Raw genomic sequence first — 25,368 nt, 5'->3', positions numbered from 1 at the left:
AGCCTCTTAAGGCTCTTGTTTTAAACCTATACCATGAAAACATCACGATGGACAGGCCTTATGGTCTGTTTTCTTGGCTTAAGTATTCAAGCTTTGAGTCAAGCCGCCTCTTCCAGTTATTTACCGGAAATCAAGCAAGAGTTGGCCAAGGAATGGCCAAAAAATCGCACGATCAATTTAGTCTTTCACGGACACTCTGTCCCAGCTGGCTATTTCAAAACACCCCTAGTAAATACCCTAGGAGCATATCCATATCAAGTACTAAAAGCTATCAAGGAACAATATCCTTTGGCTGTCATCAATATCATCAATACGTCCATTGGAGGAGAAAATGCCGAAAAAGGAGCCGCGAGATTTGAGCAAGACGTATTAAGTCATCGTCCTGATGTGATTTTTATTGATTACGTTCTAAACGATCGAGGTTTAGGTTTGGAAAGAGCAAAAACTGCTTGGGAAAAAATGATTCAAATGGCACAATCCAAAGGAATCAAGGTAATCTTGTTAAGTGCCTCTCCTGATCAACGGGTGGATATTTTGGATACCAATTCTGTTTTGGATCAACATGGCAAACAAGTGTATGAATTAGCCAGATTACATCAGTTGGGTTTTGTGGATAGCTATGGCTTGTTTCGAACGCAAGTAAAAGCCGGTACTCCTATCGGCGAATTGATGTCGCAAGTAAACCATCCTAATGAGAAAGGACATGCCTTGATTGCGGCAGAAATTGTGAAATATTTTAAATAATTAAACAACCATTTAATTATTTGATCTTCTTTTACTTCATCGTCCCAAGAATTTTGTTTTTCTTAAGACAAACAAAATCAAAATTCCCTTTTCATAGGGATATAAGGACCATTGAATCGACAAAAAAAGACTCAACGAAAAATAGTAGAATTAAAAGCCAAAATCCGCATTCTAATTCTATATTATAAAAATAAAACGATAATTTTGTCTTTGATTTAATCCAATTATTTTAAGCTACATGTCAAAAAAATTAATGGTTACTGGTTCTTTAGGACTAATTGGTTCAGAAGTGAGCGAATATTTCTTAGAAAAGGGTTGGGAAGTGCACGGAATAGACAATAACCAAAGAGCCGTATTTTTTGGTTCTCAAGGTGACAATTCAACCAACCAAGATCGTTTAGCCAAATTTGGAGAATCCTATCAACATCATACTATAGACATTCGTGATCGTCAAGCAGTCTTGGATTTGATTCCAAGAATAAGTCCTGATGCCATTGTTCATACCGCTGCACAGCCTAGCCATGACCGAGCAGCATCCATTCCATTTGAAGACTTTGATACCAATGCTGTAGGTACTTTTAACCTATTAGAATCCCTGCGTAGATTTAGTACCTCGGTTCCATTTGTTCATTTATCTACCAACAAAGTTTACGGTGATGCTCCCAATTTCATTCCGATGAAAGAATTGGAGACCCGTTTTGACTACGATGATGCTACTTACGAACATGGAATTTCAGAAAGCTTTAGCATCGATCAATCTAAACACTCCCTTTTTGGTGCATCTAAGGTTTCTGCTGATATTTCTGTGCAAGAATATGGACGTTATTTTAATATGCCAACTGCCTGTTTACGTGGCGGTTGCCTAACAGGTCCTAACCATGCTGGCGTTGAATTACATGGATTTTTAAGCTATTTGATTAAATGTAATTTAGAACAAAAAGAATACACCGTTTTTGGCTATAAAGGCAAGCAGGTAAGAGATAATATACATTCATATGACGTAGCCAGATTCATTGAAGAATTTATCCAGGCTCCTCGAATTGCGGAGGTATACAATATTGGAGGTGGAAAAGCCAACTCGGTTTCCATTTTAGAAGCATTTCAAATCATTTCCAAAATAAGCGGCATTCCAATGAAATATAAATATGATGAGACCAATCGTATTGGTGATCATATTTGTTACTACTCCGATTTACGTAAAATGAAGGCCCATTATCCTAATTGGGACATCACTAAATCCTTGGAAGATGTATTCCAAGATATTTACAACCGTTATATGGAAGCCAAAGCATAATGAAGATACTCATCACAGGAGGTTGTGGTTTTGTCGGCTCAAATTTAGCGGCACTTTTCAAACAACATCTTGTTGATTGTGAAGTATATTGCCTTGATAATTTGTCGAGAAGAGGTTCTGAATTAAACCTCAATAAAATCCTTCCTTTGGGGGTAAAATTTGTTCATGGTGACGTAAGAATCAAAACGGACTTTGATCGTATCCCTCAAGTAGATGTCGTCATAGATGCCGCGGCAGAACCTTCCGTGTTAGCGGGTAGCCAAGCAGGGGAATTGGAATATTTAATTGATACCAATTTAAATGGGACCATCAATACCCTGTATTTTGCTAAAAAGCATCAAGCAGCTTTCATATTTCTTTCCACCAGTCGAGTTTATCCATACAATACTTTATCCCAAATCAATTACCAAACAAAGGATAAACGCTTTATTTTATCGAATCAACAGCCCTTTGAAGGTTTAAGTGAAAAAGGTATTGCTGAAAATTTTCCTTTAGCTGGCCTACGTTCTTTATATGGTGCTACCAAGCTTTCTTCTGAATACATCATTCAAGAATTTGCGCATAATTTTGGTATCCCAACTGTCATTAATCGTTGTGGCGTATTAAGTGGCCCCTATCAAATGGGTAAAATCGATCAAGGGGTTATTGTGCTTTGGATGGCCAAACACTTTTGGAATAAATCCCTTTCTTACATTGGTTATGGAGGGAATGGTCAGCAAATCCGAGATGTGCTGCATGTCAAAGATTTATTCCGATTGGTCCTTTGGCAAATTCAGCACCTAGATTTACATCAAGGTCAAATATTCAATGTGGGTGGCGGATTAGAAAATAGTGTTTCTCTGGCAGAATTAACAGATTTATGTGTTCAAATCACCGGGAATACTATTCCGATTGGTTCTTCGAAAGAAAACCGTCCTGGCGATCTTCCGATTTACATCACAGATAATAGTCAAATTACGGCTTTCAGCCAATGGAAACCTGAAATACATGTCTCCACCTTACTGGAGGAAGTACATGATTGGTTTATCCAAGATCAAGCATTTTTACAACCTATTTTATCTTAGAGGTATGTCCAAGCTGAGCATTGTCATACCTGCATATAATGAAGAAGGTTCCATCGGAGAAACGCTTGAGTCTTTATATCAGGCACTCCAACAAGCAGAAATTGACCACGAGATTGTCGTGGTGAATGACAATTCCAAGGATCAAACTTTAAGCATTCTAGAGAATTTACAAAAAAGTATTCCAAGCTTGACCATTTATACCAATCCAGGTCCAAATGGTTTCGGTTATGCCATTCGATATGGTCTTGAACGATTCAAAGGCGATATAGTGGCCGTCATGATGGCCGACTTATCCGATGATCCACAAGATCTGATTGCATTTTACCGTTTAATGGTCGAGAAGAATTTAGACTGTGTCTTTGGTTCACGCTTCATCAAAGGAGGATCAACCCACGATTATCCTAAGCACAAATACATTATCAATCGCATGGCCAATACGATCATTCGTATGTTAGTAGGAATTCCTTACAATGATTCGACTAATGCCTTTAAGATGTATCGAAAAAACACGATTGAAGGACTAAAGCCCTTTTTATCGGCCCATTTTAATTTAACCATTGAATTGCCCTTAAAGGCTATCATTCGGGGTTATTCTTATGATGTTTTACCTAATTCTTGGCGCAATAGAAAAGCAGGACAATCCAATTTGAAAATAAAAGAAATGGGAAGTCGATACCTTTTTATCCTATTGTACATTCTTATCGAAAAGTACCTTTCGAGAAACGATTATTTAAAAAAATAAATGCTTTCACTCCTTCCATCAACCATGCGCGTAAAGGAGAAATTGGCTTGGTTTTTGGCCATGGGGGCTCTCCTATTCTTTCATTTTTATCGACTTCAAGTTTATACCCTAAATTTTCCTAATTGGGGAGATGACTATGCCTTTTTGGAGCTACTAGACTATGTGAAACAGCATACTCTTCAGGAAAATATGGCGTATATATTTCATTTTCATAATGATATTCATCGAATAGCCTATTCAAGAATCTGGATATTAATCCAGTTTGCTGTTTTAGGGAATCTAAATTTCAAAACCGCCATTCTACTAGCCAATGTTCAAATGGTATTGATTTTAATTCCTTTGTTTAGATTCATACAAAAAATCAAACGCTCACCTTGGCATTTGTTTGGAATAGCTTGTCTACTGTTTGCACCATTTGGTAATTTAGATAACTTCAATTTAATAGGTGTATTACAGCATACTGGCTCCATCTTATTTTTAGTTTGGATTGCGTATGGACTATTTTACGCAGAAAATAGCATTTGGGTCATTCTTTTAGCCCTCTTTTACCCTTTTGTTTCAACGGAGGGCATTGCCTTTTTGCCCATGGTAGGATATGTGCTTTGGACTAGAAAATCAAGCTTAAAATTGCCATTCACAGTACTAGCCCTTGGGGTCATTTTCTTTTATTTTCATGACTATTCAGGTAGTTCTTCCTCCAATGGGCGTCTATCGTGGACACTCGTAAAGGGTCTTTTTATCTTTATGGGCAATTGGGCCTTACCAATTTCCGATTCCCTGCGAGCATGGTTTAATTTATTAGCGGGTATTCCCATTATATTGTTCTTTACTTGGCGAATCTTAGGTGCTTTTCGCATTAATCTATCATTTCCATCTTTACTTTTTTTACAAATTTTAGCCACTGGATTTCTCATTTGCTATGGAAGGTCTGGCATGGGAGATTTAGAGCTTATTACTCTTTCTGATCGATTTTTATTGTACGGTAATGTTACACTTGTTGCCATTTACTGTTCATTAATTCTCCACAAACAACAAGCACTTCGACTTTCCTGGGCATTATTACTATCTGGAACTTGGATGATTGCTTCGTTTTTTATGGCAAGAAGACCCTTGCAAGAAATGAATCTGAGGTGGACTGCAGATCTTTTCGGAGCTTATTATTTTAAAAACGCTACCGCTTATGATTGTCCTCCTCAAACGATGGCATTATTGAAAAAACCTTTTTATGAATTTGATACTCAAGAGCTGCCTATTCAATTTCCAGAATTAAGGGAACAAAATTATACACAAATTCCCCCAAAAATAAGTCGTTTTCAGGATGGTAGATTATCTTTGTCCTTTGATAAACTACAAGAAAAAAGTAATTCATCCGATCAAAGGTTCCTCGTTTTAAAGCAAACAAATTCTGCGCAAGCAACATATTATATAGCCGCCTTATCTAATGACTATCCAAATCGAATTAAACATAGTAATTTATTGATTCCCAATACTTTGCCAATACCCCGCTTTCAAGTATATTTACTAAATGTTCCAAAGAATCATATTACAACTTACCAATATTTATCTCCGCTAACGATTACTAATTAAGGACCACTCCTCCGATAAATGCCCTCCTTGCCACGATTAAAACTTATTTCTATTTTACTTGGATTAATACCTATCGTATTTTTTACTTGGTCATTATTTTCCTTTTCTATCAATATCCCTTGGTTAGATGACTTTGAAGCTCCTATGACCATTAGAGCTTGGTTTGCTCATCCCGACTGGTTCGACCGATTAAAAATGATTTGGTTCCCCAATAATGAGCACCGAATTGTGACACTTCGTTTATGGGTGATGGTTCATTATTTTGTATTTCATCAATTGGACTTAAAAGCATTACTGCTCACTTCTCATTTATATATCATCATCATATTTGTTTTAATGTGGTTTAATTTACCGCTTAAAAATCGATGGTGGTACTTTTTACCCATCCCCTTTCTTTATTTAAACTTTCAATACCACTTAAATACTTTTTGGTTTATTGTCTCCATTCAAAGAAACTTGGTTATTGGATTTGGGTTTTTAGCTATGTTTTGTCTTAGCAGAGGTGGCAACAAACTATTTGTAACTGGAATAGTATGCACCATGTTAGCCTGTATGTCAAATTCGGATGGATTACTATTCATTGCCTCAGGAGGGATGATACTTTTAACCGCTTTTGACTTAAAAAAGTTGGTTATTTGGGTGGTCGTTTTCATTACATTTTTGACACTATTTTTCTGGAATTATCCCAGTATGGGAGCAAACCAAAATGGTTTAATCTATTTGTTGGGCCATCCTTGGCAAAGTATACAAGGCTTTTTTGTGTTTTTGGGAGGCTCGGCTGACTACTTCAATGAGCAAGATTCCAGTATCAGATTGGTCTTTAGTTTTACTATGGGATTTTTGCTGTTTATCATTATTATTTGGGGCTTTCAACGTTGGGTTTTCATCAAAGCGCTTAAGACATATCCAAGTTTATTAAATCGATGGACTTCGCAAGAAATGGCTAATCCTAGTCAACTTTTTCTAGCGGGTTGTCTAACTTTTTGCCTTTTAAATGGCGTTTTATTGGCTGTTTTAAGGTCTAAATACGGCCCATTTGTCTTCTTAATAGGGAATTATAAAATTATTGCCACATTAGCCATGTTACTTACTTATGTGCTTTCTACCCATCTTGTTTCTTCGAATTTTACGACCAAATGGGTGCTTCCAGTTGCTATGATATTTTGGCTTAGCTCTATCATTACGTACTATCCAGCGATAAAAAGCAGAAAGGAATTTCTACTTCAAGATTATCAATCGTTCATTCACGAAAAGCAGGGTTTAGGCTTTAGTAAAGAGAATGTCAAAAAATATGACCTTCATCTCATGATGGTTCAAATGCTAAACAAAGGCGAATTTAAACCTGCTATTAAGTAGTTGATATTCTGATTGTTTTATCAATAAATTGATTGGGCAATTCCAAAATTTTTCCTAATTTTCCTTAACGCTGTCAAGGTTTAAAACCTTGACAGCGTTGTCAGATTTCTCTTTTAACTTATTCCAAAACCCTATCTCATGAAATACTTAAAACTGATTCCAACCCTCTTACTGGCCTTTCTATTTTTATTCGGAGGACTAAATTTTTTCTTTGAATTTGTACCAACTCCACCATTATCTGGAAATCAAGCAGTCTTTTTTAATTTAATGGTGCCTACTGGATTTATGGCAGTTGTGAAGTCACTAGAAATAATTGGTGCCATCTTATTACTTATACCTTCCAAAAGAGCTCTATCATTACTCGTTCTGACTCCAATTGCTATCAATATTGTAGTTTTAGAATTCTTAGTTCTAGGAGGATTAGGCGCTGGCCCTGTATTAATTATTTTAATCGGAATTATTGCTTACCAAGAATTTGATAAGTTTAAGGCATTACTTTAGCCATTTTAACTTGAATGTAAGTATCCAACTTATTGGACAATAAGTTCAAATTTGGATTCGTTCGAACAACGCTGTCAAGGTTCGGAACCTTGACAGCGTTGTTTAAATATGGCTATTTCTCCAACAAATACTGCTTAAAACCAGCATAATCTGTTCCCAAGGAAATCGCCACTTTTTCTTTACTTAATAGCGCTGACAAACGCTCTGGGATAGGTACTTGTCGACCTAATGTAGTTTCAACTGTTGGTAAAAATTTGGCATAGTGAGCTGTCGACAATAATATTCCTGTAAACTCTTCTTTAACCTCTGCCTTGTATTGCTGTAAACCATCGTAAGCCACTGCCGTATGCGGACACATGACATATCCTGTCCGATCATACACCTCTTTCATCCTTACCTTCGTTTGCGCGTCATTCGTAAAATATCCTTTTACCAACTCCCTTACAGATTCCCATTTTTCACCAGCCAACAATTTCATGCGAATAAAATTGGAAGGATTCCCTACATCCATAGCATTGGAAAGGGTCTCCACGCTAGTTTTTGACTTATATTCCCCAGTTGTTAAATAATCTGGTACTACTTTATTTTCATTACAAGCTGCCACAAATGCCTTTACTGGTAATCCCATGCGATATGCCATTAAGCCCGCACTCAAGTTTCCAAAATTACCACTCGGGACACAGAATACTATTGGCATTTTTAATCCCTTTCTTTTCGCCTCTGCAAAAGCAGCGAAATAATAAAAAGATTGAGGAATCAATCGAGAGATATTGATGGAATTAGCTGATGCCAAATTAAATTTGGCCCTCAATTCCTCATCTAAAAAGGCTTGCTTTACCAAACTTTGGCAGTCATCAAAAGTCCCATCTATTTCTAAAGCATGGACATTACCACCCAATGTAGTCAATTGCTTTTCCTGAATATCCGAAACCTTCCCCTTTGGATAAAGTATGGTAACTGAAATCCCAGGAGTATTAAAAAAACCTTGTGCAACTGCCCCACCCGTATCTCCAGATGTAGCTACTAAGATGCGAATCTCTCTTTTTGATTTCAACAAATAGTGCGACATAATCGCCGCCATAAAGCGAGCTCCAAAATCCTTAAATGCCATGGATGGACCATGGAATAATTCCAATACCTCTACATCCTTTTCTAAGTCAAATAAAGGGGCTTCAAACGTCATCGATTGACTAATAATTCCATGAATTTCTTCCTTGCTTAGATCAGCCCCTAATAAATGTTGGCACACTGCCTCCGCTATTTCTTGGAAACTTTTATCTTGAATGGTTTCAAAAAACGCAGAATCAATCTTCTCAATAGACAATGGCATATACAAGCCATTATCTGGTGGCAATCCCCTAAATATGGCTTCTTCTAATGATACATCAGGACTTTGATGTTGTGTACTATATAACTTCATCACCTTTTTGTTAATTAGGCATCACACCTACTTCATCATATACTTATTTCAACACCAATTTATTACCTCTTAAACCAGGCAACACTGGGTAAACATCTCTTTCCAAGCAAAAACTAATATCCTTTTCAATACCCAATCCCAACAATCGATTCACGTGAGAAGATCCTTTCACTGCTTGCATTAAGTTAGCCGATGCCTCCCGGTATGTTCCCAAAGCCATCATGGCCGCATCATCTGCCACATGGTAAGAACCATGTAATAAATCTATTAAAGCACCTGCAAATAAAGTGTCCTCTAGATTAGGCTTCCCCTTCCAGCCTGCACATACAATCAACGCATCTCCCTCCCATTTTTTCAATGCCTCCGCAACTCGTGATATATTTAAAAATGCTCCCACATAAAGTGCTGGCGATTTTCTTGACTTTCGAATAGCCACAGTGCCGTTGGTCGTGGTCACGCAAATCTTTGCTCCTTTCACCTTGTCTACTTGATAACTAAAAGGGGAATTATCAAAATCAAAACCCGCAGGAGTAACACCATTTCTTTCTGCTGATGTCAAATATCCCTTAGCTCCATAAGCACTGCAAAGGTCCATTTTCTCCACTGGAATAATCTCCTTGGCCCCATGAGCAAAGGCCGTCACCATACAGGATGTCGCCCTAAAAATATCCACGACAACAACTGCTAGAGAAGGAACATCATACAAATGAATGAGTTCTGGCGACAAACAAACGTCGATTTTTCTCATAATTACTCTAAATAAATGGCATTTTAACTACTACAGCCTTCAAGGATTTATCACGAATCTGTACAAAAATTTCCGTTCCTACCTTAGCATATTCTGTCTTCACATATCCCATGCCTATACCTTTTGATAAGTTAGGAGATTGCGTTCCAGATGTAACTTCACCAATTGACTCCCCAGCTTCATTCACAATTGGATAATGTTGACGTGGTATTCCGCGATCAATCATCTCAAATCCCACTAATTTTTTCTTAGCTCCTTCAGCCTTTATTTTGGCATGAATATCAGAAGCTATAAACTCTTTATTGAATGATGTGATCCAACCCAATCCAGCCTCAATAGGAGACGTAGTATCATCTATATCATGCCCATACAAGCAATAACCCATTTCTGTACGTAAGGTATCTCTCGCACCAAGTCCAATCGGTTTAATTCCAAACTCTGCTCCTGCCTCAAAAATCGCATTCCACATAAATAATGCTTGTTCATTTTTGACATAAATCTCAAAACCACCGGCACCAGTATAACCTGTATTAGAAATAATCACATCAGAAACACCCGCCATTTGACCAATTTTAAAGGAATAATACGGCATTGATGATAATTCAACATCAGTCAATTTTTGTAATGCTAAAATGGCTTTGGGGCCTTGCACGGCAAACAAACTATACTCATCACTTTGGTTTGTCATTTCAACACCAAAACTATTGTGTGAAGAAATCCAATTCCAATCCTTTTCAATATTGGAAGCATTCACCACCAACATATATTCATTTTCCTTCACTCGATAAACCAACAAATCGTCCACAATTCCTCCTTGATCATTGGGTAAGCAGCTATATTGAACTTTTCCATCCACCAATTTAGAAGCATCATTAGAGCACACATATTGAATCAAATCCAAGGCTTTCTCTCCTTTCAAATAAAACTCCCCCATATGACTCACGTCAAATACCCCCACTTGCTGACGAACACAGATATGCTCCTCAATCAAATTGGTGTACAAAACAGGCATATTAAATCCAGCAAAAGGGACCATTTTTGCTCCAAGCGCTACATGGGTATCGTTCAAATGAACGAGTTGTAATTGTTCTGACATATTATTCTCGATATAAAACTTGTAATAAAGTTTGCCCTACAGCTTGTAAGGTTTTGGGGTCTATGATGGATAAATTATCTCCATGTCGATGATGATACGGACCAAAGATATCTCCCATACTTCCAGGAGCCTGTGGCCGTAAATCTATAATATCAATCATTTGAATTTTGGCTACTTCATTTACCGCCGTATGGTCGTCGGTTATTCCTGGGCCTTCTTCTTGTAGAAATAAATGCCCAAATCCTAAATCTGCCGCAGCTGACCAAATGGACCGAACAACGGTGGGCGCATATTGCATAGAACCATATTCTTGAGGAAATACAGCCCCTTTAGCACCTACCATATCCAATAATATTCCATAAAAAGGACGGTAATTTTGTGGAAAAATATGAGCCGCCCAATATTGTGAACCTAGCGCCCAGGTATTTTGAACGTTGGTCTCTACTCCATGGGGTTCTCCTGTATCTTCTAAATCAAAAAATAGAAAATCTACGCCAACAGGTGGCTTTTTTGAACTAGAAGATAATTGTCTCGCCAATTCGATCATCACTCCAACTCCACTTCCTCCATCATTCGCTGCATCGATTGGTTCATTTTTTCGAATGGAATCCTTATCCGCTACCGCTCTAGAATCCCAATGTGCCGCCAATAAAATTCGTTTCCCAATTTCTGGCTGAAACTGGGCCATGATATTGGTTCCTTTTAATACTTTACCTGCGTAATTAGTCGCTGTAAATGGCTGCGTACTCACTTGTAAACCATAGGATTTCAACTTAGCAATAATCCACTCTTGGCACTTCTGATGAGCATTAGTCCCAGGAACCCTTGGACCAAAATCCACTTGCTGCTTGATATAAGCATAGGCAGAGTCCGCGCTAAAATTCGGTGTGTCAACTAATTGAACGGCTGCCGTTTTCTCTTCACTCACTTTACTGGTACTCTGAAACCAATAAACAACGCCTGAGAGGATAAAGACAAGTAACAATAATAGAGCAACCCTAGATCGATTCATGAATATTAGGAAAAACAAGCCCAAAAGTACTAAATAGAATTAGGATTAGGGAATGAAGCCCTTGGAATTAATCCCCTGATGAGACAATTTCTTGAAATTGAGATGATAAGCCTACATTTTTTTGAAAAATCTTGAAAATCGAATGTAGGAAAGGAAATAAACTACTGATAATCATTCTAAAAGTAAAAACCCGTACCTTCGGGTAAGTTTTAAATTTCATTTATATGCCAACTTCCCCTAAGGAACAACGTTTTTTGGCTAGTTTACAAAAAGACATCCTAGAATTTTTTGAGTTGAACGACTATCGTTCCTACTCCATTAATCAAATTCATAAGGCATTTGCCATCCGTGACCGTAAAACCAAAGAGCTATACGCTGATTTGGTACAAAAATTAGTCATCGAGAATCGGTTGATTCGACAATCCGATGGTAATTACCGTTTTGATAATGAATCCTTTCAAATTGAAGGCCGTGTTGATCATGTCAATGCAAGATTCGCATTTGTTATTCCAGATGACGGAAGCAAAGATGTTTGGGTGGCTACGGCAGATTTGATGAATGCCAAAGACGGAGATCGTGTACGTGTTCAAGCAAGAAGACCATCCGAGAAAAAGAAAAATGACCGTCCAGAAGGTGAAGTTATAGAGATTTTAGAAAGGAAATCATTTGAAATAGTTGGGGTCATTCAAGTAACACCCCATTATTCTTTCCTCATTCCTGATTCCAAAAAAATCTATGAGGATATCTACATTCCAAAAACAGAGACCTTACAAGCCAATCACTTAGATAAAGTCATTGTGGAGGTTACCCGTTGGGGAACACCTGGCAAAAAAGCAGAAGGTAGAGTCATTAAAATACTAGGCAAAGCAGGCGAAAATGAGACAGAAATGCACTCCATTTTAGCCGAATTTGGCTTGCCATATGAGTTCCCAGAAATGGTAGAATTGGCAGCAGAAGCTATTTCAACTGAAATTTCTAAAGAGGAAATTAAAAAGAGAAAAGACCTACGTAAGATTTTAAGTTTTACGATTGACCCGAAAGATGCCAAAGATTTTGATGACGCTATTAGTTATCAAAAGCTAGCCAATGGAAACACAGAAATTGGAGTTCACATTGCCGATGTTTCCCATTATGTGAAACCCGGTAGTATTTTGGATCAAGAAGCATTTCGTCGTGCTACTTCCGTCTATTTAGTAGACCGTGTGGTGCCCATGTTACCCGAAAAACTATCCAATGGTTTGTGTTCTTTGAGACCCCATGAAGATAAATTAACGTTCTCTACCCTTTTAGAGTTTGATCCAAATAGTATAATTGTCAAGGAGTGGTTTGGTAGAACCGTCATCCACTCTGATCGCAGATTTGCCTACGAAGAAGCTCAAGTTTTAATTGAAAATGAAGGAGAAGAAATTGATGCTTACGAACCCGTGATCAAGGACTTGAATCGAATAGCTAAAAAACTACGAGATCACAGATTCAAGCATGGTTCGGTCAACTTTGAAACGGTTGAAGTAAAATTTGAATTAGATGAAAATGGGACTCCTTTGGCTGTATTTCCAAGAGAGAGAAAAGATGCTCATAAATTAATCGAGGAATTCATGCTGATGGCTAATAAAAAAGTGGCTGAATACGTGCATGAATTGAAAAAAACAGAGCCTCGAAATACGATGGTTTACCGTGTACACGAGGCTCCAGACCCAGAAAAATTACGTGTATTTTCTGCTTTTGCTAAGAAATTTGGCTATCAAGTATCAACTGAGCCTAAGCAAGTTTCCCAATCGTTTAATGCCCTAATGGAAAACGTGGAAGGTAAAGCTGAAGAACATGTATTGCAAAGTTTAGCGGTAAGAACCATGTCGAAAGCGCGCTATAGTACCGATGCCATTGGGCACTTCGGTTTAGCTTTCCCTTTTTACTCACACTTTACTAGCCCGATTCGTCGATATCCAGATGTCATGACGCATCGCTTATTGCAGCTTTACTTAGACAAAGGGGCTTCCCCAGAAAGGGCACCACTGGAAATTCAATGCAAACATTGTTCGGATAGAGAAAAGCTTGCCGCCGATGCCGAAAGAGCTTCTGTGAAATACAAACAAGTAGAATATATGTCCTTGCATGAACCTCAAGTTTTTGATGGTATCATCACAGGAGTAACGGAATTTGGAATCTTTGTCGAGATTGGCGAGACTTCTTGTGAAGGATTAGTAAGGATGGTCGACTTGAACGACGATTATTATGATTTAGATAAAGAAAATTATCGTATTGTAGGTAAATCCAACGGACGTGTTTTCTCGTTTGGAGATGCGGTAAAAGTAAAAGTTAGGGATACCAATTTGGCTAAAAGAACCATTGACCTAGAGTTAATCGGAATGAAGTCTGGTGGAGATCGTTTTGGAAATAACCGCATCAGACGCAGAGAAGGGCGCCCTGCTAACGTAATTCCAAGAGGGAAAGACCGTAGAAATAATATTGGTCGTAAAAGAAGATAAGATTTGTCAACTTTTGAAACAGATTTGTCAACTTTTAAAAAGTTGACAAATCTAATTGATAATTTAATCGTGCACTATGGGTGCTGGACGTGTCGTATGGTACAATTCATACCAATCTTGATGGTCTAATTTGACACTAAATGAATTCACAATATTGCGAATTCGTTTTTCTTCCAAGGTCCCAATCAAAGGCAGAGCCCCCAATTTAACAATCCAAGCAACTGCAATAGATTCAATATTACTTTCATATTTCTCGGCCATTTCAACCAATTTCTTACGAACTTTCAAGGCCAATTCATCCGTGCCATGTTCGATACGACCACCTCCCAATGGAGATACTGCTAAAGGACGCATGTATTTTTGCTTGACATAATCCAATGCCCCATTATCCAAAGCAGAGGTATTTAACAAATTCAAATCAATGTGGTTAGAAACGACAGGAATAGATAAAAATGACTCCAATAATTGGTGCTGATAAACCGAGAAATTAGAAACACCTATGTTCTTTACCTTTCCTGAACTTTTTAACTTCTCTAAAGCTAAAACCGTGCTTTCTAAATCCGAAAGCGGGTCCAATTGATCTAATAAAAATACATCCAAATAATCTGTCTGTAAATTTCTTAAAGAGTTTTCCACACTGGTCGTAATGTGCTTAGCCGAACTATCCACATGACTCACTCTGATTTCTGGCTTCGAAGAATCTGGAATATTCACCCCACATTTTGAAAACAAAACAACATCACTGCGTTTAAATGATTTATTGGCAAGTACTTTTCCGAAAAGACTTTCGCAGCTATATTTTCCATAACGGTCAGCATGGTCAAAAGTATTGATGCCCAATTCCAAACACAAATGAACGATTTGGTCCATGTCCTTTAAACTGTTAGCACTTTCCTTTTCCCATCTCCAAAAACCATAAATAGCAGGAGAAACTTTCGGGCCGGCGTCACTCAAATAAATCTTTTCCATATTTCTACGATAATATAATGTTAGATGCTGCTAATAAATCTTTCACTAAAAATGTTGCCTGTGTGACTGTTCCTTCCTCCGCAATTCGAATAGTCCGAAGTCCAGCCCTTGTGCCAGCTAAAATATCCCTTTCATGATCTCCCACCATATAAGACTGGGACATGTCAACGTCATATTTAGCCGCAGCTTTCTCAATTAATAAAGAACCTGGCTTCCTTGTCAAAGAAGCACTATCATGCAATTCATGGTAAGGACAAAAATACAAATCATCCAATGCCCCTCCACTAGCCTCTTGGAGAGCATCATGGATGAGTTGAACGTCTTTTCTTTCGTATATACCCTTAGCAATACCACTCTGATTCGTAATAACAATCAACAAATAGCCTGCTTCTTTCAATGCTTTCAAAGCCTCCACAACCCCTTCTGGAATAATAAAATGACCTAGATGGTAAACATAATCCACTCGATCTACATTCAGCACTCCATCCCGATCCAAAAAAACGCATTTATTACTCATATTAAGCTAAACGACTCCAAGGAATACGACTTAAAATCAAAAGCAAAGCAATACCAAATAACAACCAAGCATTCTTGTGTTTTTGAGCATCTGCAATGGCTTTCTTGTTTTTTGAATAAGCCACTGTCACCAAAATAGCAGCCAAAATATTGACTGTGATATGCTCTACTGCAATTAATCTAACTGCTGGGTCTTTCATCGCAGCGCCAAAATCAGCAAATGCAGCCTGCGTAATCGGACTAAATACAAAATACAATAATAAGCCAATCAATAGCTGCGTGTGTACAGAAATCAAGAAAAATAAACCTGATTTTCTGTCGGATTCAGTAAATGGTGCTCCAGATTGCGCCCCTTTAAAACCTCTATAAATAGCTAAGATTCCTAGGATAAGAACAAGCCAGCGTAAGTACGAGTGTACATTCAATAAAATAGCATACATAAGGTGGTAGTTTTAGTTATTTACAAAGATACAAATTCCCCGAAGATGCCCGACCGCTTTCAAATTAATCCTTGAATTTTCTTTACCTTTGTCCCTTTAAAACAGAAAATATGTCAAACCCATCCAAATTAGTAGCCGCTGCCAATGCGCGTTGCCCTCAATGCCATGAAGGCCGAATTTTTACTCACAAATGGTGGAATATTTTCAAGTTCAGCGAAATGCACGAGAATTGCCCTTCTTGCGGACTTCGCTATGAAGTAGAGCCTGGTTTCTTCTTTGGAGCCATGTATATCTCATACGCTTTTACAGTTGGTATCATGATTATTGGTGGTGTCATCATTTATAATTTCTTTGGGGATCCATCTGCAGAAGGCTATATCATTCCTATCACCGTGGTTTCTTTACTCATGGTCCCATTCAATTTCCGTATGGCTCGTGTCATCTTCATTCACTTGTTTTCCATGGTTAAATACAAACCTGACGCCGCAGGTTCTGCACAAACTAAATAATGAAAATACTGGATCTATACATTCTGAAAAAATTTCTGAAAACGTATGTTTTCGCAGTTTTTTTGATTGTATTGATTGTCATGGTGATTGATTATACAGAAAAAATCGATGATTTTATCCGTAAACAAGCTCCCTTAAATGAGATTCTTTTCGACTATTACTTGAATTTTATTCCTTACTGGGCGAATTACATTAGTCCCTTAATGGTTTTTATTGCCACGGTTTTCTTCACCGCTAACCTAGCAGCCAAAACGGAAATCATTGCCATCTTAAGTTCTGGTGTTAGTTTCACTCGACTCATGAGACCCTATCTAATTGGATCAAGTATTGTCGCTGTAGGAACTTTCATCATGATTGGCTGGATTGTCCCCAATGCCAATAAAATTCGAGTACCTTTTGAGCATAAATACATCAACAACACCTATTTCTTTGATAAGAGGGATGTACATATCAAAATTGCTCCAGAAATCTATGCCTACATTGAGAGCTACGATAATAGTACCAATACAGGTTACCGCTTCAGTTTAGAACGAATTTCCAATAATGAAATCAAAGAAAAGTTAATGTCTGACCACATTACTTGGGATTCTGTTCGTAAGAAATGGACGATTCATGATTATCGAATCAGAACATTGGTAGGTAAAAAAACAGGTATTGTATTTGGTTCTAAAATCGATACGACACTCAACTTATATCCCAAAGATTTTCAAAATAAACACCTCCTTCACGAGACCTTTACCCTTCCTGAATTGGAAAGGCACATTCAACTGGTTCGTTCAAGAGGAGCTGATGGTATCGAAATTTTCTTAATTGAAAAATACCTTCGCTTTGCAAACCCATTTTCCGTTATCATTCTCACCATCATTGGCTTTTTAGTTTCTGCCAGAAAATCCCGAGGAGGCGTTGGTTTTCAAATCGCATTGGGTTTCTCCTTAGCCTTTGTTTACATTCTATTCTTTATGATGAGTAAAGGAATAGCCGAGGGTGGTGGTATGCCTCCGCTGTTAGCCGTTTGGTTACCCAACATCATTTTTGGCGGAATTGGTATTGGTCTCTACTATACCCTCCCTAGATAATGAGACAAGCTCCGCGATTTATTGACTATTTGAAGATTCACTTCATTGTAATCTTATATGCCTTTACCGCTATACTAGGTAATGCCACCCAAGCCAATGCACTTAGTATCGTCTTTTTTCGATGTGTCATTAGCTCGATCTTTTTGCTGGCTATTCTTCGTTTTCAACAGGTCAGTTTTCGAGTTCCAAAGAACATTTTATACCAATGGATTCTAAATGGCCTTTTCATCGCCTTGCATTGGCTCTTGTTTTTCGGTGCTGCCAAAGTCTCAACCGTTGCCATGTGTTTAGCAGGATTATCCACTCAAACCTTTTGGACTAGCTTATTAGAGCCTTGGACAAAAAAAGAAAAAATCAAACGGGTAGAAGTCTTTTTAGGTGTTCTTGTCATCATAGCCCTCATCATCATTTTCTCTGTAGAACAAGCCCAAGCCTTAGGCCTCCTTATGGGTATTGCTTCTGGTTTTTTCGGTGCCCTTTTTTCTGTCATCAATGGGAAATATACTCACCAATTCGACCCTCGTCTAATAACAGTATATGAAATGATTACGGCTGGAATAATCACCGGGCTGGTCTGGATCTATGGATTTTCGAGTAATATGGAGCATTTTATGCCTCTAGGCCTAGATTGGCTTTGGATCAGCATTTTGGCCATTGTTTGTACCGTTTATGCTTATACAGAAACCATCCGCTTATACCGCGTATTCTCTGTTTTCTCCATCAATCTCGTGATTACACTTGAGCCCGTATATGGCATTTTATTAGCCGTTTTCATCTTTGGAAGCAAAGAGATTATGCATTCCGGTTTTTACTGGGGCACATCCCTTCTAGTCATGACTGTCATGATTCATCCCTTCTTAATAAAATCAGGTAAAAAAGAGTAAAAAAATTCTGATATTGCCTTTTAATCAAACGGATGAAGCCTACAAAGCTTCATTCTATTTATTAATCATACAATCTACTATGAAAAAATTCAACGTTGCCATTGTCGGCCTTGGTTTTGGAGCCGAATTTATCCCCATTTATTTAAAGCACCCATTGGCCAACATGTATGCCATCTGCCAAAGAAACGAGGAAAAACTAAATTCGATTGGCGACGCTTACGGTATAGCAACCCGATATACCGACTTTGAACAACTACTTCAAGATCCTAATGTGGATGTAGTTCATATTAATTCTCCTATCCATTTACACGCACAGCAGACACTTCAAGCCTTATTAGCGGGCAAACATGTGGCTTGTACCGTTCCTATGGCCACTACGGTAGAAGAGTGCAAAGCGATCGTAGAAGCTAGTCGGAAAATGGGCAAAAAATACATGATGATGGAAACGGTGGTTTATTCCCGTGAGTTTCTTTACATCAAAGAATTATATGAAAAAGGGGAACTAGGAAAGATTCAATTCTTGAAAGGCTCACACCAACAAGACATGGATGGATGGCCTGATTATTGGCCAGGTTTACCTCCGATGCACTATGCTACCCACTGCGTAGGTCCTGTAGCAGGTTTATTACGATTAGAAGCAGAATATGTATCTTGTTTTGGCTCAGGTACCATTCGCGAAGAATTAATTCAACATTATAACTCTCCATTTGCAGTAGAATCAGCCCACATTAAATTCCGAAATTCAGATTTAAGTGCTGTTGTTTATCGCTCACTTTTTGACGTAGCCCGTCAATACCGTGAAAGTTTTGAAGTATATGGTTCTAAAAAAAGTGTGGAATGGCCATTGATTGAAGGTGAAGAACTTGTTGTACATACTGCTAAAAAACCTGAACCAGAAATTCCAGAAAAAGTAGCAACCCCCGATTTCGCACATTATTTACCAGAAGAAATTCAACGTTTTACTACAAAGGGCGTTTACGATGAAAGCGATAATACACACCTTTCATTCACTCAAGGCGGAGGCCATGGAGGTTCCCACCCGCATTTAGTCAATGAATTTTTACAAGCACTAGCCCAAGATCGCGATCCATTCCCTAATGCTCCTCAGTCGGCCAATTGGACATCTGTCGGCATATTAGCGCATGAATCTGCTCTTCAAGGTGGTAAAATCATCGAAATCCCTGAATTTTAATCTTTTAGCGTAGGCAAAACAACACATGAAAAAATTTACTTGTTTCCTTTTATTATTGGCTGCTTCCTTTCAACTTTTGGCACAAAACCAAAAGCCAAGAAGATTAGAAATGCTTTTTTTAGGGGATCGTGGTCATCATAAACCGCTAGACCGCTTTCCTTCTTTACAGTCTGCTCTAGGAGTAAAAGGCATTAATTTGACCTATACCGAGTCACTGAAAGACCTAAATCCGAGCTATCTAAACAAGTTTGATGGTTTGATCATTTTTGCCAATCATGATTCCATTCCAAAACCACAAGAAAAAGCTTTGTTGGAATACATTGGTTCTGGTCATGGACTTGTAGCGTTACACTGTGCTTCTTTCTGTTTTAGAAACTCCCCAGAATATGTAAAAATGGTGGGTGGACAGTTTTGGCGTCATAAAATGGATTCCATTCAGATTCAAAATGTACAGCCTCAGCATCCTGTTTTAAAAGGCTTCCCAGGTATCAAAACCGTGGATGAAACTTATTTGCACAGCCAATTACAAGCTGACAATAACGTGATTCAATCACGTATCATCGGACCAGAACAAGCCAAAGATAAACCGGGCCAAGCTACTGAACCTTATACTTGGGTACGAACTTATGGAAAAGGAAATGTTTTCTATACTGCCTATGGACACGATGAAAGAACTTGGGAAACGACCGGCTTCCAAACCTTAGTGGAACAAGGGATATTGTATGCTGTTGGAAAAGACAAAGCCACTTTATTAGAAAACTTAAAATTGGCTCCTTTGTCTTACCGTGAAGCCAATTTACCTAATTACGAAAAAAGACAGGGTCCACAATTGCAGCAATTGCCTTTGAGCCCAGAAGAATCCGTTAAATACATCCAAATCCCCGTTGATTTTAACCTAACGGTTTTTGCCGCAGAACCAGATGTCATGCACCCCATTGCCATGGCATGGGATGAGAAAGGCCGCTTATTTGTTTTAATCACCAAAGACTATCCAAACGAACGTAAAAATACCGGCGGTAGCGACTACATTTTAATGTGTGAGGACACCAACAAAGATGGTAAGGCAGATAAATTTACCCGATTTGCTGAAGGTTTAAGCATCCCAACAGGGATGGTTTTTGCCAATGGCGGTTTGATCATTTCTCAAGCACCACATATTTTATTTTTGAAAGATACAGATGGGGATGATAAAGCAGATCTAAAGCAAGAATTAATCACGGGTTTTGGTACAGGTGATACCCATGCAGGGCCATCTAATCTACATTATGGTTTCGACAACTGGATTTGGGGTTCCGTAGGTTACTCAGGATTCAAAGGAAAAGTAGGCAGCGATTCGCTGAATTTCGGAAATGCATTTTTCCGTTTTAAACCTGACGGTTCTAAAATGGAACATGTGACCAATACCTCCAACAATACCTGGGGATTTGATTTCAACGAAGCTGGTGATGCCTTTGGTTCTACAGCTAATAACTCACATGGTTGGTACATCCCTATTCCTAACAAATATATCTGGCAAGCTCCCTATTCTTTCAACGGTAGCAAAAGCACCGATACACATAAGGATATGAAGCCAATCACCCAAAAAGTACGTCAGGTTGACGTTTTTGGTGGTTTTACGGCCGCAGCAGGTCACAATTTCTATTCGGCAAGATCCTTTCCAAAAAAATATTGGAATAAAATCGCTTTCGTTTCTGAACCCACGGGACACGTAGTTCACCAAAATAATTTGGTGAAATCGGGTAGTGATTTTAATGATGTAGAAGCATTTAACTTATTGGCTGGTGCCGACGAATGGGTTTCTCCTGTATTTGCACAAGTTGGTCCAGATGGTGCCGTTTGGATCGCAGATTGGTATAGTTTCATCATTCAACATAATCCAGTTCCAAAAGGCTTTGCCAATGGAACAGGTAATGCATACGAAACAGATTTACGTGATTATACACATGGGCGGATCTACCGTGTTGGTTGGAATCAAGCACCTGCTTATCAACCTATTAGCTTGTCTACCAATGACCCCGCTGCTTGCATCAAAGCCCTATCCAACAACAATTTATTTTGGCGCTTACACGCTCAAAGGTTGTTAGTAGAGCGTGGCAAAAAGGACATTGTACCAGCATTAATCGCGCTCATCGCCAACAAAAAAGTAGATGAATTGGGATTAAATGTTGGAGCTATTCATGCATTAAGAACCTTGGAGGGATTACAAGCATTAGAGCTTCCTAGCGTAAAAGCAGCATTAAGCCTTGCATTAAACCACCCAAGTGCCGCAGTACGTAAAAATGCTGTTCTAGTTTTGCCTAGAACGCAGGCATGGTCTAAAGTTTTGATACAGAAAAACGTACTGAACGACAAAGATACTTTGGTAGCCTTACATGCAGTATTAGCAAGCATCGAAATGCCAGAAAGTCCAGAATTGAACAAGGCCATGGACGCCAAAATTGCCAAAGAACAAAACAATCGTGATCGCTGGTTACCTGAAGCTTTTTCGGCTTGGACCATGGCAAAAGGTGGACAAAGAATGAAGGATTTCATCGTAACTGAAGGAAAAAGAAAGCCTGTTGCCACTGCTGAAAAAGTAGGTAAGGAGTTAAACAATCCCGCAGTTGATGGTCAAAGTAAAGGACTAGATTTAGTTGTGACCGAAGTACAAATTAAAGGCGGACAGTTCAAGTTAAGAGAGAACGCTTCCTTTGTCATCCGAATCAAAAACAAAGGAGATCAAGCTTTAGAAAAAGGAAAAGTTTTACCTGTATTCTTAAAGATTGAAGGTATGGGCCGTAGGATCGACATGGAGTCCTTCACTTTTACAGATGGAGTAGCTCCTGGAGAAACGGTTTCCGTAACAAAAAACACCAATGGTCCTTGGACGGGTAATTTTGGTTGGAGTGCCGATATAGCGGGTTCTTACAGCATGGAAATTCAGATTGACAAAACGGGAGCATTGCCAGAAAGTGTTCGTAACAACAATACCTACCGCAAAGCGCTAGAAGTGAGTGGACCAAGTTCTTTGAATGTATACATGATGGAAAAAGTCTTCCGTGGGGGAGCTTCTACTTGGTCTGGAGATGAATTAGTGAATGCGTTAAAAAGCATTGAGATCATTGAATCTCCAGCTTTTGGTGCTGCCTTGAAAGGAGCTTCCGCAACTTGGAATGCTAGAAAAGAGCCGAAATTATCTGCAGAAAATTTGGCCTATTTCAAAAAGATTGGAACAACTATTCGTCCAAGCGATTTTGACTACTACGAACGTTTAGCTACAACTTGGAAAATTGAAATTGCCAATAATGCTAGTTCCGCCAATGTCGTTAGAAAGGTCATCAAAACTGTGAAAGAAGCCATGCAATTTGACATTCGTGAATTTAGTGTTCCAGCCGGAGCCAATGTGGAAATCATCTTTGAAAACATTGACGCCATGCAGCACAATTTAGTGATTGGTCAAATGGGTAGCCAGGAGAAAATAGGTTTAGCGGCTGATAAGATGATTACCGCAGCCGATGGAGCTCAAAAGAATTATATTCCAAATATTCCAGAGGTGATTGCTTATACTGCTTTAGTGGATCCAGATGGAAGAGCTAAATTGGTATTCAAAGCCCCTACAACCAAAGGGAATTACCCGTATTTATGCACATTCCCAGGTCACTGGAGAATCATGAATGGAGTGATGAAAGTAGAATAATCCAAAATCAAATAAAAAGAAGCGGTGCATGTGAACTCATGTACCGCTTTATTTTTTCCCTACCTTTGTGGTATGAAATTTGAGATTCAATCCACAGATGCCCATTCCAAGGCAAGAGCCGGTAGCTTAAGCACCGACCACGGTACTATTCAAACCCCCATTTTTATGCCTGTTGGCACAGCAGGTACCGTTAAAGGTGTTCATATTTCCGAATTAACGGATCCCATTAAAGCCCAAATTATCTTAGGAAATACCTACCACCTGTACCTTAGACCCGGTTTAGAAGTGATAGAAGCTGCAGGTGGACTACATAAATTTAATTCTTGGAATGGCCCTATCTTAACGGACTCGGGTGGATATCAAGTTTATTCTTTGGCAGGGACAGGAAGAAAAATCGTAGAAGAAGGAGTCAAATTTAAATCGCACATCGACGGCAGTACGCATTTTTTTAGTCCCGAATCCGTAATGGATATTCAAAGAACCATTGGAGCAGATATCATGATGGCCTTTGATGAATGCACGCCATATCCATGTACCTACGAATATGCTCGTAAATCCATGGAAATGACCCACCGTTGGCTAGATCGCTGTATCAACAGATTCGAGGCCACAGAGCCCAAATACGGGCACAACCAAGCCTTGTTTCCTATCGTTCAAGGTAGCGTATACAAAGATCTTCGTAAGATTTCTGCTGAATACATAGCAGAGAAAGGCGCATTTGGCAATGCCATTGGTGGACTATCGGTAGGTGAACCCGTGGAAGATATGTATGAAATGGCAGATGAGGTAACAGATATCTTGCCAAAAGACAAGCCCCGCTATTTAATGGGAGTGGGAACACCCGCCAATATTTTAGAAGGAATCGCCTTAGGAATTGATATGTTTGACTGTGTGATGCCTACACGCAATGCGAGAAACGGAATGATTTTCACGACTCAAGGCATCATCAACATCAAAAATGAAAAGTGGAAGTCCGACTTTTCTGTGATAGATCCAGCTTTTGCTGATACAGTCCATGGCCAATACAGCAAAGCCTACGTTCGGCATTTGATTCGTTGTGAAGAGATGCTGGGTGCCATGATTGCCAGTGTATGTAACTTGCGTTTTTACCTGTGGTTAGTAGGCGAAGCTCGCAAAGAAATACTACAAGGAAGTTTCACTTCTTGGAAAAATCGCATGATTCCACAACTCATGCAGCGTCTATAATCAAGGAATTGGTAAAACTTTTGATTCTTTGAAAGTCGATAAAATCACCATCGTGGAGGTCGCTGATACCTCTTCGATTTCGTTGATTTTTTCCAACATTAATTTCTGATAAGTGGAGATATCTTTGGAGATAATCTTCAACATAAAATCCCCAGCACCCGTCACGTGATGGCATTCAATCACCTCAGGTATTTGGTTGATTTGTCGAACAAATGACTCCGTCACTTGCTTCTTGTGGCCTGTTAAAGTCACTGTAACAAAAGTAGTTACACCTAAACCTACTTTATCGCGGTCCACTTGGGCATGATAGCTTTGGATGATTCCAAGACTCTCTAATTTCTTGACACGTTCCAAAGTAGGAGCTGGAGAAAGGCCTATTTCCTTCGACAATTGGGCGTTGGTAATTTTGGCATTTTGTTGCAAAATTTCCAGCAGTTTGTGATCGGTTTGATCTAGTTTTGTGATGTTCATGGAATGTTAGAAAAAACAAAATTATAGAATATTTAAGGGAAATTTACGTTTCCTCTTGCATAAATAAGCAAAGGTTCTTAATTTTGCCCCACGAAAATGCGAAAGTAGCTCAGCTGGTAGAGCGCGACCTTGCCAAGGTCGAGGTCGCGGGTTCGAACCCCGTCTTTCGCTCCACTTGGAAGCACCCCTCGGTGCTTTTGAGTTTTACAGGGCCGCCTGGGTGGTGGAACTGGTAGACACGCAGGACTTAAAATCCTGTGAGCCGAAACGCTCGTATGGGTTCGATTCCCATCCCAGGTACTAGCCGTAAATCGCTGAAACACTGCGATTTACGGCTTTTTAACGAGTCGAATTTAGAGTTAATGACAAGGTTTTTATT

The 25,368-nt window shown here is 38.9% G+C and carries 22 protein-coding genes and 2 tRNA genes; 16 read left to right on the top strand and 8 right to left on the bottom strand.

From position 1 onward, the window contains the following. The first annotated feature begins 33 nt into the window (after window positions 1–33). The 7 genes from EWU22_RS02400 to EWU22_RS02370 all read left to right on the top strand — a co-directional run bounded on the left by EWU22_RS02400 (window position 34) and on the right by EWU22_RS02370 (window position 7,288). A complete protein-coding gene (locus tag EWU22_RS02400; protein ID WP_130924258.1) occupies window positions 34–744 on the top strand; it encodes an SGNH/GDSL hydrolase family protein in 711 nt (236 codons plus the stop codon). 238 nt (window positions 745–982) lie between these two features. Continuing rightward, the gene (locus EWU22_RS02395) at window positions 983–2,038 is read left to right on the top strand and encodes an NAD-dependent epimerase/dehydratase family protein (RefSeq protein ID WP_130924257.1); all 1,056 of its coding nucleotides are present in this window, start codon (window positions 983–985) and stop codon (window positions 2,036–2,038) included. Continuing rightward, a complete protein-coding gene (locus tag EWU22_RS02390; RefSeq protein ID WP_130924256.1) occupies window positions 2,038–3,102 on the top strand; it encodes an NAD-dependent epimerase/dehydratase family protein in 1,065 nt (354 codons plus the stop codon). Before EWU22_RS02395 ends, EWU22_RS02390 begins: the two co-directional genes overlap by 1 nt. Before the next feature lie 4 nt (window positions 3,103–3,106). Beyond that, entirely contained in the window at window positions 3,107–3,844 is a 738-nt protein-coding gene (locus tag EWU22_RS02385) for a glycosyltransferase family 2 protein (protein WP_130924425.1), read from the top strand. A gap of 24 nt (window positions 3,845–3,868) precedes the next feature. Then, entirely contained in the window at window positions 3,869–5,431 is a 1,563-nt protein-coding gene (locus EWU22_RS02380; protein WP_231962609.1) for a hypothetical protein, read from the top strand. An 18-nt stretch (window positions 5,432–5,449) separates the two neighbouring features. Then, entirely contained in the window at window positions 5,450–6,787 is a 1,338-nt protein-coding gene (locus EWU22_RS02375; RefSeq protein ID WP_231962607.1) for a hypothetical protein, read from the top strand. A 138-nt stretch (window positions 6,788–6,925) separates the two neighbouring features. Continuing rightward, on the top strand, window positions 6,926–7,288 hold the full coding sequence (locus EWU22_RS02370; RefSeq protein WP_130924253.1) for a hypothetical protein: 363 nt from the start codon (window positions 6,926–6,928) through the stop codon (window positions 7,286–7,288). 112 nt (window positions 7,289–7,400) lie between these two features. Here the strand turns inward: EWU22_RS02370 and thrC are convergent, their stop codons facing one another. From thrC to EWU22_RS02350, 4 genes are read right to left on the bottom strand one after another with little or no spacing between them, the layout of a single operon-like run. Continuing rightward, window positions 7,401–8,708 carry a threonine synthase gene (gene thrC / locus EWU22_RS02365; RefSeq protein ID WP_130924252.1) on the bottom strand — a complete coding sequence of 436 codons (1,308 nt, stop codon included), beginning with the start codon at window positions 8,706–8,708 and terminating at the stop codon, window positions 7,401–7,403. 43 nt (window positions 8,709–8,751) lie between these two features. Further along, window positions 8,752–9,456, bottom strand: a complete 705-nt coding sequence (locus EWU22_RS02360; RefSeq protein ID WP_130924251.1) for a 2-phosphosulfolactate phosphatase — start codon at window positions 9,454–9,456, stop codon at window positions 8,752–8,754. Between the two features lie 7 nt (window positions 9,457–9,463). Beyond that, window positions 9,464–10,552, bottom strand: coding sequence for a glycine cleavage system aminomethyltransferase GcvT (gene gcvT, locus EWU22_RS02355; RefSeq protein ID WP_130924250.1), 1,089 nt, complete (start codon window positions 10,550–10,552; stop codon window positions 9,464–9,466). 1 nt (window position 10,553) lies between these two features. Continuing rightward, complete coding sequence (locus EWU22_RS02350; protein ID WP_130924249.1) at window positions 10,554–11,564, bottom strand: M28 family peptidase; 1,011 nt, start codon at window positions 11,562–11,564, stop codon at window positions 10,554–10,556. A 224-nt stretch (window positions 11,565–11,788) separates the two neighbouring features. Here EWU22_RS02350 and rnr point away from each other — a divergent pair, with 224 nt between their 5' ends. After that, on the top strand, window positions 11,789–14,050 hold the full coding sequence (rnr, locus tag EWU22_RS02345; protein ID WP_130924248.1) for a ribonuclease R: 2,262 nt from the start codon (window positions 11,789–11,791) through the stop codon (window positions 14,048–14,050). Between the two features lie 63 nt (window positions 14,051–14,113). On the opposite strand, the gene EWU22_RS02340 is transcribed toward rnr, so the two are convergent. Genes EWU22_RS02340 through EWU22_RS02330 form a run of 3 tightly spaced genes read right to left on the bottom strand, consistent with a single transcriptional unit; the run spans window position 14,114 to window position 15,975 of the window. After that, window positions 14,114–15,019 carry an aldo/keto reductase gene (locus tag EWU22_RS02340; protein WP_109321781.1) on the bottom strand — a complete coding sequence of 302 codons (906 nt, stop codon included), beginning with the start codon at window positions 15,017–15,019 and terminating at the stop codon, window positions 14,114–14,116. Between the two features lie 4 nt (window positions 15,020–15,023). Continuing rightward, window positions 15,024–15,536, bottom strand: coding sequence for a D-glycero-alpha-D-manno-heptose-1,7-bisphosphate 7-phosphatase (locus EWU22_RS02335; RefSeq protein ID WP_109321780.1), 513 nt, complete (start codon window positions 15,534–15,536; stop codon window positions 15,024–15,026). Window position 15,537: 1 nt separating this feature from the next. Next, on the bottom strand, window positions 15,538–15,975 hold the full coding sequence (locus EWU22_RS02330; protein WP_109321779.1) for a hypothetical protein: 438 nt from the start codon (window positions 15,973–15,975) through the stop codon (window positions 15,538–15,540). A gap of 110 nt (window positions 15,976–16,085) precedes the next feature. On the opposite strand from EWU22_RS02330, the gene EWU22_RS02325 reads away from it, so the two are divergent. From EWU22_RS02325 to tgt, 6 genes are all read left to right on the top strand, one after another. Continuing rightward, window positions 16,086–16,484, top strand: a complete 399-nt coding sequence (locus tag EWU22_RS02325) for a DUF983 domain-containing protein (RefSeq protein WP_226998246.1) — start codon at window positions 16,086–16,088, stop codon at window positions 16,482–16,484. Further along, on the top strand, window positions 16,484–17,560 hold the full coding sequence (locus EWU22_RS02320) for an LptF/LptG family permease (protein WP_109321778.1): 1,077 nt from the start codon (window positions 16,484–16,486) through the stop codon (window positions 17,558–17,560). The genes EWU22_RS02325 and EWU22_RS02320 overlap by 1 nt, the downstream gene beginning before the upstream one ends. Next, on the top strand, window positions 17,560–18,444 hold the full coding sequence (locus tag EWU22_RS02315) for a DMT family transporter (RefSeq protein ID WP_130924247.1): 885 nt from the start codon (window positions 17,560–17,562) through the stop codon (window positions 18,442–18,444). Before EWU22_RS02320 ends, EWU22_RS02315 begins: the two co-directional genes overlap by 1 nt. Window positions 18,445–18,523: 79 nt before the next feature. Then, window positions 18,524–19,636, top strand: coding sequence for a Gfo/Idh/MocA family protein (locus EWU22_RS02310; RefSeq protein ID WP_109321776.1), 1,113 nt, complete (start codon window positions 18,524–18,526; stop codon window positions 19,634–19,636). A gap of 25 nt (window positions 19,637–19,661) precedes the next feature. Further along, window positions 19,662–23,312, top strand: a complete 3,651-nt coding sequence (locus EWU22_RS02305; RefSeq protein WP_130924246.1) for a PVC-type heme-binding CxxCH protein — start codon at window positions 19,662–19,664, stop codon at window positions 23,310–23,312. Window positions 23,313–23,384: 72 nt separating this feature from the next. Continuing rightward, the gene (gene tgt / locus EWU22_RS02300; RefSeq protein WP_130924245.1) at window positions 23,385–24,518 is read left to right on the top strand and encodes a tRNA guanosine(34) transglycosylase Tgt; all 1,134 of its coding nucleotides are present in this window, start codon (window positions 23,385–23,387) and stop codon (window positions 24,516–24,518) included. Here tgt and EWU22_RS02295 read toward each other — a convergent pair whose 3' ends face one another. Next, window positions 24,519–24,989 (bottom strand): Lrp/AsnC family transcriptional regulator, encoded by a 471-nt coding sequence (locus EWU22_RS02295; protein ID WP_109321773.1) that lies wholly within the window; start codon window positions 24,987–24,989, stop codon window positions 24,519–24,521. Between the two features lie 98 nt (window positions 24,990–25,087). Between EWU22_RS02295 and EWU22_RS02290 the strand changes: the two genes are divergently transcribed. Both EWU22_RS02290 and EWU22_RS02285 read left to right on the top strand, forming a co-directional pair. Further along, window positions 25,088–25,163: transfer RNA gene (locus tag EWU22_RS02290), tRNA-Gly, on the top strand. Between the two features lie 40 nt (window positions 25,164–25,203). Continuing rightward, a tRNA-Leu gene (locus EWU22_RS02285) sits at window positions 25,204–25,289 on the top strand. Window positions 25,290–25,368: the final 79 nt, after the last annotated feature.

The organism is Aquirufa nivalisilvae (genome assembly GCF_004307455.1).
Taxonomy (GTDB): Bacteria; Bacteroidota; Bacteroidia; order Cytophagales; family Spirosomataceae; genus Aquirufa; species Aquirufa nivalisilvae.
Note: the sequence above shows the minus strand (reverse complement) of the source record. Positions and strands in the feature narration are given on the sequence as shown.